Origin of the sequence: Halomonas sp. MCCC 1A11062 (genome assembly GCF_021404355.1) — a bacterium.
Classification (GTDB): Bacteria; Pseudomonadota; Gammaproteobacteria; order Pseudomonadales; family Halomonadaceae; genus Halomonas; species Halomonas aerodenitrificans.
Genome location: NZ_JABFTW010000013.1, coordinates 112463 through 122509 on the forward strand (window position 1 = coordinate 112463; position 10047 = coordinate 122509).

Consider the following 10047-nt stretch of genomic DNA (forward strand, 5'->3'; position numbering starts at 1 on the left):
ATGCAGCTAGGCGATAGCGGGACCCAGGCCATTGCGGCCTGGCAACAGCAGGTCCAGGGCGTTCAAGGCTGGCTCGCGCGGCACTGTGAGCAGGCGCCGCGCCCGGAAGGGGCCGGCGTGACCCAGGGTGTGGTGCTCTGGCGTCAGGGTGAGCAGTGGCAGCCCGTTGCGCTGTGGCCCGGTCAGGCGGATGGCGCTGCACTGCTTTCGCTCAGTGAAGAGGTGCGGGACGCAGGGCGGGGGCTGGTGAGCCAGCTTGGCGAAGACAGCCTGGGCATCGGTTATCCGGTGCGAGACCTGGCCAGCGACGAGGCCGAGGGTGCCCAGCCGGGAAAGGGTGCCTTGCTGGGAGCGGTGGCCTTGCGGGTCATGTTGCCCGAGGCTCTGCGGGGCCGCGATAGCGCCGTGCAGACAGCCCTGCTGCCGCTGATGCAGCGGCTCGAGGATGGCGTCGCGACTCTCGAGCGCGACGTGTTGCAGCGCTCGTATCGCAGCGGGCGACAGCTCCAGGACCGGCTTTCCCAGCACCTTTCTCTGCTGGCGGCAGTGCTCGCCGAACCGCGTTTTGCCTCCGCTGCCATGCAGCTCGTCTCGCGCCTGGCCAGCCACTTCGAAGCGGAGCGGGTCAGCCTGGGTTGGCGGCGCGGTTCTCGTACGCGAGTCGAGCAGATTTCTCACAGCGCTCAGTTCAATCGCAAGATGAATCGCATCCGCGCCACGGAAACTGCTATGGACGAGGCGTTGGACCAGCGCATCAGCGCAGTGTGGCCGGCTCCCGCCGGGCCGGGGTGGGAGCACCGTGTGGTGCGCGCCCAGGCGGCGCTGGGCGGCATGACGGGGCTGGGAGCGGTGGTCAGCTTGCCGTTGCTGGATGGAGCGGAGCCCCTCGGCGCCGTTACCCTGGAGCGCGACATGCCCTTCGATGCCGAAGAGGTAGCGGCGCTTGAGAGTTTGCTGGCACTCTGCGCCCGGGCCCTCGAAGAGAAGCGGCGCAACGACAGACCGTTGCCGCTGAAGATGGCGGTGGCTACGTCGGAGCAGTTGGGGCGGCTGTTCGGCCCGGGGTTCCTGGGCTACAAGCTGACCGGATTGGTGCTGGCAGGGTTATTGGCCTTCTCCTGGCTGGCGACAGGAGAGGAGCGCATCGCCGCCGATGCGATACTCGAGAGCCGCGAGCAGCGAGTGATGACGGCGCCGTTTCGTGGCTATATCGATGCGGCTCTGGTGCGGCCCGGCGATAGGGTCGAGGCCGGCCAGCCCCTGGCCGACATGGAGACCCGAGACCTGTTGCTAGAACGCCTGCAGTGGCAGAGCGAGCTGGCCAAGTTCGAGCGCCAGGAGCAGGAGATGCGGGCACGGGGCGACCGTGCCGGCATGAACGTATTGGCGGCGCAGCGCGATCAGGCCCAGGCAAGGCTGGCTCTGGTGGATTCTCGGCTGGAACGGGCCACGCTGTTGGCGCCATTTGCCGGCGTGGTGGTCAGCGGCGATCTCACCCAGCGACTGGGAGGTGCCGTGGAGCAGGGGGAGGAGCTGTTCCGGGTTTCGCCGCTGGACGACTTCCGTCTCGAACTGGAGGTGCCGGAGCGCCGCATCGATGACGTCAGGGTGGGGCAGCGGGGCGAACTGGTGCTGGCGGCGATGACCGGCGAACGGTTGCCTTTCGTCATCGAACGGCTCACACCGCAGACCCGCAGCAGTGATGGCAGCACTCGCTTCGTCGTCGAGGCAAGCCTGGTGCGCGATGCCGAGAGCATCGATGGCGCTGCGCGACGCGAGTTGCGTCCGGGGCTGCAGGGCGTGGCCAGGATAGAGACCGGCGAGAACAAGCTGATCGTCATCTGGACGCGGGAGCTGGTGGACTGGCTGCGCCTGACGCTATGGCGTTGGTGGGGCTGAGGCGTGGCCGGCCCGCTGTTCAGCCAGCATTGGCATCGAGTGGCCGACCTGCGCTTGCGGCTGCGTCATCATGCCAGCCTGCATCGCCACGAATATCGCGGCGAGCCGTGGTACGTGCTGCACGATACCCTCACCGGACAGGTGCACCGCTTCACGCCGGAGGCGTATCAGATCGTCGGTCGGCTGGATGGCAAGCGCACTCTGAGTGAGATATGGGATCAGGTGAGTGCCTCGCTGGGCGATGCCATGCCGACCCAGCAGGAGCTGATCGCCTTGATCGGAAGGCTGCACGGGGCCAACGTGCTTTCGGGCTACGGCGACATCGATATCGACGAGCTCTCCCGACGCCAGACGAAGCAGAAGCGGGGCAAGTGGCTACAGCTGGTGCGCTCTCCTCTGGGCATTCGCATCCCGCTGCTCGATCCTGAGCGCTTCATTGCTGCCAGCTACCCGCTGGTCAGGCCTTTCATCAGCCCACTGGGTGGGGTGCTGTGGCTGGCAACGCTGCTACTGGCGCTGGTAGTGGCGGGGGTGCACTGGCAGTCGCTTACCGACAACCTGGCCGATCGGGTGTTCGGTATCGGCAACTTGCTGATGCTGGCGCTCATCTATCCGCTGATCAAGGCGCTCCATGAGTTGGGCCACGCCTGGGCGACCAAGGATGCCGGGGGCGAGGTACATGAGGTCGGCGTGATGCTGCTGGTGTTCTTTCCGGTGCCATACGTGGACGCCAGTGCCGCGGCTGCCTGCCCCGACAAGTCGCGCCGCATGCTGGTGGGGGCGGCCGGCATCATGGTCGAGCTGTTTCTGGCATCGCTGGCGATGCTGGTATGGGCGGCGGCCGAACCGGGCCTGCTGCGGGCAGTGGCGTTCAACGTGATGCTGATCGCGGGTGTGTCGACGCTGCTGTTCAACGGCAACCCATTGCTGCGCTTCGATGCCTATTACGTGCTGGCGGATTACCTGGAGATTCCCAATCTCTTCAATCGCGCCAATCAGCAGCTGACCTACGCGGTGAAGCGTTACCTGCTGGGCCGGCGCGACGTGACCAGTCAGGCGCGATCCCGGCGCGAGGCGTGCTGGCTGGTGAGCTATGCCCTGGCGTCGTTCGCCTATCGCTTGATGATCATGGTGGCCATCGCCGTGTTCGTGGCCACCAAATATCTGTTCGTTGGCGTCATTCTCGCCCTTTGGTCGGTGACCATGACGCTATTGCTGCCTCTGTTCAAGATGCTCAAGGCCATGACCGTGGACGATTCATTGCAAGGCTCGCGTGGCCGCGCCTGGGGCTGGCTCTTTGGCGGCCTCATGGCAGTGACGCTGCTGCTGTTTCTGGTTCCGCTGCCCTACGCTACCCATGTGCATGGCGTGGTGGATAGCCGCGAGCCGGCCCAGGTGCGCGTTGGCGTCAGCGGCGAGCTCGCCGAGCTGTGGGTGGAGGATGGCCAGGAGGTGACGGCTGGCGATCCGTTGATGCGCATTGCCGCTCCGGAGCTGGGCGTGGAGGTGCGCCTGCTCGAGGCGCGAATCCGCGAGATCCAGCAGGAGCTCGTCGCCAACGTGCGCGATGCCCAGGCGGCTGCCATCCTGCGCGAGACCCTGGTGCCGGTGGAGCGTCAGCTCGACGATGCACGCCAGCGTGCTGCTGCCACCGTGGTGATCAGCCCCCATACTGGCCTGATGCTGATGCCGGAGGGGGTTCCCCGCCTGGGTAGCTATCTGCATCGTGGCACGGCCGTTGCGTCGGTGGTGCGTCCGGAGGATCTGCGCATTCGCACCTTGCTGCCGGCTCATGTGGTAGAGCGTGTGCGCGACGATACGCGTCGGGTCCAGCTGCGGTTGCCGGGCCATGAGTGGGATGCTGCCGGCAGCCTGCTGTGGGTATCGCCCAGTTCCGATCACGCAATACCCAGCCCGGTACTGAGCGTACAGGGCGGCGGACACGTGGCGGTCGATCCCAGTGCGACGACCGACGATGGTTCACCCAGGGCGTTTCGGCGACATTATCTGGCCGACTTTGCGGCGGGAGAATTGCTGCAGGAGGGGGGCTCGTTACATCTAGGGGGGCGGGTTCACGTACGTATCGAGCATGCTCCGGAGCCGCTGGGCTACCGGCTGTGGCGTGACCTGCGCCGCTCGTTCCTGAGGCTTTTCGAGCTATGAGCCGTCCGACATGCCTTTGCTGAAGCTGCCCGGCGACGTACTGACGCGTCCGGAGCGAACCCTGCTGCCGCCGGGGAGCCTGGAGCGTCCCTGGCACTGGTTGAGGTCGAAGCTGCATCGGCCGGCGGCGATACGCAGGCTTGGGCTGCGCTCGCAGCTGCCGGGCATACATCGGCATGCCGCCCGCCTGGCATCACTCGATGTACAGGTGCTGGCCGAGGAGCGCGATGGCTTGCGGCTTGCGCTTGCACGCCAGGGCGTGACGCCACGGCTGGCTCGGCATGCCTTCGCTCTGGTGCGGGAGGTCTCCCGGCGGGAGCTCGGCATGGCGCATCATGACGTACAGCTGTTGGGCGGGCTGGCTATGCTGGGGGGAAGAATCGCCGAAATGCATACCGGCGAGGGTAAGACCCTGACGGCGACACTGCCGGCGGCAACGGCTGCCTTGGCCGGAATTCCGGTACATGTGATCACCGTCAACGACTACCTGGCCGCTCGCGACGCGGAGCTGATGACCCCGGTCTACCGTGCGCTGGGCCTGAGCGTGGCAGCGGTGGTGCATGAGATGCCGCCACACGAGAGGCGAGCCGCCTACGCTGCCGATGTGGTCTATTGCACCAACAAGGAGCTGGTTTTCGACTACCTGCGCGACACTCAGCTGCTGGGTCGTCATCGCCATCCGCTTCAGGCCCATGCGGCGCGGCTGGTCGGTGAGCTGCAAGACGAACGCCTGCTGCTGCGGGGTCTGCATTTCGCCATCGTCGACGAGGCCGACAGCGTGATGCTCGACGAGGCGCGAACGCCGCTGATTCTCTCGGGGCCAGCAGGCAAGGACGCGCTCGATATCGCGCTGCTCGATCAGGCGCTGGCCCTTGCCGCTGAGTTCGAGGAGGATACGCATTTCGTGCGGGAGAGCGGGCAGATCCATCTGACCGAGCGTGGCCGGGAGCGGCTGACCGAACGGGCGCAGGCCTTGGGCGGCGGTGGCTGGGTAGGGCGTTCACGGCGAGAGTGGCTGGTTCAACAGGCGCTGGTGGCGCGCCACCATTTCCAGCGTGACCACCATTATCTGGTGCGTGACGGCAAGGTGCAGATCATCGACGAGCACACCGGCCGGGTCATGGCAGACCGCAGCTGGGAGAAGGGCCTGCAGCAGATGATCGAGCGACTCGAAGGCTGCGAGCCGAGTGATCCCAACGTGACGCTGGCGCGGCTTACCTACCAGCGCTTCTTCCGCCGCTACCACCATCTTTCCGGCATGACCGGCACGGCGCGAGAGGTGCGCGGAGAGCTCTGGCGTACCTATCGTCTGCGGGTGGTGGCGATACCCCCGCACCGGCCCAGCAAACGCCAGCACTGGCCGACGATATCCCTCGCACGGCAGGCCGACAAGTGGCAGTGGATTGCCACCCGCGTCCAGGAAATCGCCGGCCAGGGGAGAGCTGTGCTGGTGACCACGGTCAACCTGGCCGACTCCGAAGCGCTGTCGCAGCGGCTCGCCGAGGCCGGTATCGAACATGCCATGCTCAACGCGCGTCAGGATGCCGAAGAAGCCGATACGGTTGCCCGCGCTGGCCGTCGTGGTGCTGTGACGGTGGCTACCAGCATGGCGGGGCGGGGCACCGACATTTCGCTGGAGGAAGAGGTCAAGAGAGCAGGCGGGCTGCATGTCATCGTTGCCGGCCACCACGATGCCTCGCGTGTGGATCGGCAGATTGCCGGTCGCTGCGCACGTCAGGGCGACCCGGGCAGTGTGGAACTGGTGGTATGTGAAGAAGAGGCTCTGCTCGATGAGCTGACGGAGTGGCAGCGTCGTATGGGGCAACTGCCGACACGCTTGAAGCGTGCTCAGCGACGGCGTGAGGCGCGCCATGCCAGAGAACGCGCGCGGCTGTTGGAGGCCGACTGGCGCGAGGACGAACAGTTGGGTTTCAGTGGCAAGTCCGAATGATTGTGACCGACAACCGAATAGCCGTCAGCGGACGGTGGAGTGGGGAACCTATGAGTCAGCGCTTTCTTCGCAGCATCACGCTACCGCTGTGCCTGGCGGGCATGGGGAGCGTCGCTCTTCAGGCGCAGGGACAGGAGCTTGGCGACTCCTGGTTCGGCGAGCTTAGCTGTCTGGTCGAGCCGGGCAGGCAGGCATTTCTGTCGAGCCAGGTACCGGGTGTGATCGAAACCATCCAGGTCGAGCCGGGCGATCGGGTTGCTGCGGGGGACACGCTATTCACGCTAAAGCGTGACGTAGAGCTGGCCAGCGTGGCGCTGGAGCGTGCCCGTGCCGACTATGCCGAACGGCGGGTACAGCGCAACCAGCGCATGATCGAGCGCGGTATGCTCAGCGACAGCGAGCGCGACGAGATCGACACGGAAATGCGCCTTGCCCGCATGCAGGTCAACCTGGCCAACGCCCGGCTGGAGCAGATGACGCATCGGGCCCCGTTCGCGGGCTTGATCACGCAGCGTGTGGCCGAGGAGGGGGAGTACATCGACGCCACGCCGGTGCTCGAGCTGGTTCAGCTCGACCCACTGCGCATCGAGGCGGTCTTGCCATTGACTGCTTTCGGCGCGATAGCCGTGGGAGACAACCTGGAGATAGAGCTGCTTGCGCCAGTAGAGGAAACGGCGTCGGCTCGTGTGCAGCGGGTGGATAGCGTGATCGATGCCTCGAGCGGGACCTTTGCCATTGGTTTGATGCTGGAGAACCCGCAAGGGGTGATACCGGCAGGCATCAACTGCCGACTTGGGGCTCTCGATTGAGCTCTGCTCCAGGCTGCGGCGGTTTTACGCGCCAAAAAGTTCATGGAAGCCATTTCCACTCACCATTCGAATGCAAACGCGCGTTTTATGGCAGCCTCAGATTGAATGCTGCATCTTGAGGGCAAAGTTTCGTAAGCCTGATGAAATGTCGACAAACCTGCGGCATGATGTTTCTCGTTGTCACAAAGGAGAAACCTCATGCCAACACAGCAGCGTGTGGAAGCCGATGTGTGCGAAGTCCTGAACCACTGGGTTTCCCATGCCTTGGCCCAGCAAGCGGCGAACGATGCTCTCGTCGCGTACATTCACTGAACCAGCGTTACCCGTTGCACCCAAGGGCCAGGGAGGGTCCCGACGACATTCAACTCCCGTAACTGTACTGTTCTAGCCTCTATTCTCTTTTTGCTTCCTTATCTTTTCACTTCCTTAGTCTTCCTCCATAGGCGGGATGCCATCATCTCGGATGGGCAAACACCTGTGTCCAGAAGGGCGAATAGCGGGAACCTTCCGCTGCATGGGAAGCCGCCCCCATTTCGCTGAAGTCGCCACTCATGATGTTCGCACAGTGCCCGGGGCTTTCCAGCCATCCTTGCATGACACGCTCGACCTCTGCCTGACCGGCGGCAATGTTTTCGCCCACAGCCTGCCACACATAGCCTGTATCGCTCACCCGAGCGGTGACGCCTCGATCGTCGGGGCCGGTGTGGTCAAAGAATTCCTCTTCAGCCATGTTTCGCGAGTGGTCGAGTGCGGCCTCGGCCAGGTGGCAGTTCCACTCTAGCGGATCTGCGGCAGAGAACTCCTCATCGCCGCATTGACGGCCTTCGCTGCGTGCATCGTTGACCCGCTCGAGCATCTCGCGTTGATCGGCGCTGAGCTCGCATTCCGCCGAGGCGGTATCGGCATGAGCCACCAGGCTCAACAGTGCAAACGAAAAGAGGGTACAAGAACGTAGCATCGACCTTCCTTTGGTCCGGGGGATTCCCTTGCACTCTAGCCAGGTGAGGACTGCATTGCGAGGAGGTACTTTAGGAGAGGTGCTTTACGAGAGTTTTGCGAGAATTTTACCAGCGACGAAAAACCGCCACTCGGCATGACCCGTTAGTGGCGGTTTTTTCGAATCAGATGGTCGGAGCGACAGGATTCGAACCTGCGACCTCTGCAACCCCATTGCAGCGCGCTACCAAGCTGCGCCACGCTCCGACTGATTTTTCTCGGAAACTGACGCAGGCTCGACCGTGGTCATGCCCCCGAGAACGAGGCGTATACTAGCGCGTTCGGGGGGAAATGAAAAGCCTCTTTTGTACTTTCCTTTCAGATGCTTGCCTTTGGCCGGCTTGGCTCATGGCAATACGGTCGCTGGCGTGATGTGACCGCTTCGCTGCCTTATGATGGTGACGGCACGGCATCTTGGGCAGGGGAGGGGAGATGCAACGGCAGGCGCAGCGTGGACTACTCAAGGGCATGAACCCGAGGGTCACCCTGGTGACTTTCGTGGTGGTGACGGTTTCCCTTTTCTATGGAACCTTCTATACCGAGCGTCTAGGCCAAGGGCTGGCATTGGCTCGAGGCGTGCTCGATCCCTTCCTGGAGTGGTACTACGTTCTTCTGGTCGCCTTCCTACTCTTGTTCATGGTGTGGCTGGGCATGGGCCGATACAAGAACGTGCGTCTGGGCGGTGATTTCGAGCAGCCCGAGTTCAGCTTTTTCTCTTGGGTGGCGATGTTGTTCGCGGCCGGTACCGGGGTGGGCATTCTGTTCTGGTCGGTGGCCCAGCCGATCCTGCAGTTCCAGGACAATCCTTTCATCGAGCAGGGCATGAGCCCTGATGCCGCCCGGGTTGCCATGCGTCTGACCTATTTTCACTGGGGGTTGAACGGTTGGGCGATCTTCTCCTTCGTGGCGCTGGTGCTGGCTTACTTTTCCTACCGCTGGAACCTGCCGCTGACGATTCGCTCCGCTCTGACTCCGCTGCTGGGCAGGCGTACCGAAGGTGTCCTGGGAGATGTCGTGGATGTGCTGGCCGTTTTCGGTACCGTGTTTGGTATCGCCACGACGCTAGGGCTCGGCGTACAGCAGATGAATGCCGGGCTCGAGGCAGTTTTCGGCCTGCAGTCGTCGCTGCTGCTGCAGCTGGTTGTTACTGCCGTGATCATGACCATTGCCACCCTTTCGGTCGTCTCCGGAGTGAAGCGTGGCGTACGTTTGCTCTCCGAGGCCAACTTCTGGCTGAGCATCGCTGCCGTCCTCTTTCTGCTGCTGTTCGGCCCCACCCAGTATCTGGTGGCGATCACCATCGAATCGGCCGGGGACTATATCCAGAACCTGATGGGTATGACGTTCCATACCAATGCCACCCGAGGCGATGCTTGGCAGTCGGAATGGACGGTATTTTTCTGGGGCTGGTGGCTGGCCTGGTCGCCGTTCGTGGGAATGTTCATCGCCCGTGTATCGCGTGGTCGAACCTTTCGCGAATTCGTCATGGGCGTGTTGTTGGTGCCCACCGTGATCACCATCGTATGGATTGGGCTTTTCGGCGGGACGGCGCTGTATCATGAGCTGTTCGGCAACGGCGGCATCGTGGCAGCCGTCGACTCCAATATTGCCACGGCAGTCTTTGCCACCATCGAGGCCATGGAACTCGGGCTGCTGGGGCGGGGCTTCTCCGCTATGCTGGTGCTGTTGATAGCGACGTATCTGATCACCTCGGCCAATGCGGGCACGTTGGTCATCAATACGATTCTGGCGGGTGGCGACCCCGAGCCGCCCACTGCTCACAGGCTGCTATGGGGTGGCCTGCTGGGGCTGTTGACGGCGGTATTGCTGATGGCAGGTGGACTGGAAACGCTACAGGCCGCCGTGATCATGGCGGCACTGCCATTCTCGGTAGTGGTCATGCTGATGGTCGCCGGGCTGCTCAAGGCACTGCACCGTGAGCGTTATGCAGCACGTACCGGCGAGCGCGTGGAAGCGCCGCGGGAGCCGTGGGCCGATCTCGAGGATGCCGGGACACAGCCGAGCCCCGTCTCCGACGATGAGACTCACAAGCTGCATTGAGCCAATCAGATCTCTTCCCAGATCCTGCGCCGGAATTCCTGGGGCATGGAGTTATCGTCAAATCTGGTGGATGGCGATCAGGCCGCATTCCTGTCTGATTGATCAACCACTTGCTCCCCGTCCTGGAACTTGACGTTGCTGACGACCAGTTCCAGCTTCTGGAAGTGC

General features: G+C 63.6%; 6 protein-coding genes and 1 tRNA gene. 5 read left to right on the top strand and 2 right to left on the bottom strand.

From position 1 onward, the window contains the following. Genes HOP58_RS14860 through HOP58_RS14875 form a run of 4 tightly spaced genes read left to right on the top strand, consistent with a single transcriptional unit; the run spans window position 1 to window position 6822 of the window. Entirely contained in the window at window positions 1–1899 is a 1899-nt protein-coding gene (locus HOP58_RS14860; protein WP_234260765.1) for an HlyD family efflux transporter periplasmic adaptor subunit, read from the top strand. A 3-nt stretch (window positions 1900–1902) separates the two neighbouring features. Continuing rightward, window positions 1903–4062, top strand: a complete 2160-nt coding sequence (locus tag HOP58_RS14865; protein WP_010628714.1) for a biotin/lipoyl-binding protein — start codon at window positions 1903–1905, stop codon at window positions 4060–4062. 10 nt (window positions 4063–4072) lie between these two features. Next, on the top strand, window positions 4073–6013 hold the full coding sequence (locus HOP58_RS14870; RefSeq protein ID WP_010628713.1) for a preprotein translocase subunit SecA: 1941 nt from the start codon (window positions 4073–4075) through the stop codon (window positions 6011–6013). A gap of 50 nt (window positions 6014–6063) precedes the next feature. Then, entirely contained in the window at window positions 6064–6822 is a 759-nt protein-coding gene (locus HOP58_RS14875) for an efflux RND transporter periplasmic adaptor subunit (protein WP_010628712.1), read from the top strand. A gap of 454 nt (window positions 6823–7276) precedes the next feature. Here the strand turns inward: HOP58_RS14875 and HOP58_RS14880 are convergent, their stop codons facing one another. After that, window positions 7277–7780, bottom strand: coding sequence for a CAP domain-containing protein (locus HOP58_RS14880; RefSeq protein WP_010628711.1), 504 nt, complete (start codon window positions 7778–7780; stop codon window positions 7277–7279). A 168-nt stretch (window positions 7781–7948) separates the two neighbouring features. Continuing rightward, window positions 7949–8025 (bottom strand) — tRNA-Pro (locus tag HOP58_RS14885). 225 nt (window positions 8026–8250) lie between these two features. On the opposite strand from HOP58_RS14885, the gene HOP58_RS14890 reads away from it, so the two are divergent. Then, the gene (locus HOP58_RS14890) at window positions 8251–9879 is read left to right on the top strand and encodes a BCCT family transporter (protein WP_010628710.1); all 1629 of its coding nucleotides are present in this window, start codon (window positions 8251–8253) and stop codon (window positions 9877–9879) included. The last annotated feature ends 168 nt before the right edge of the window (window positions 9880–10047 follow it).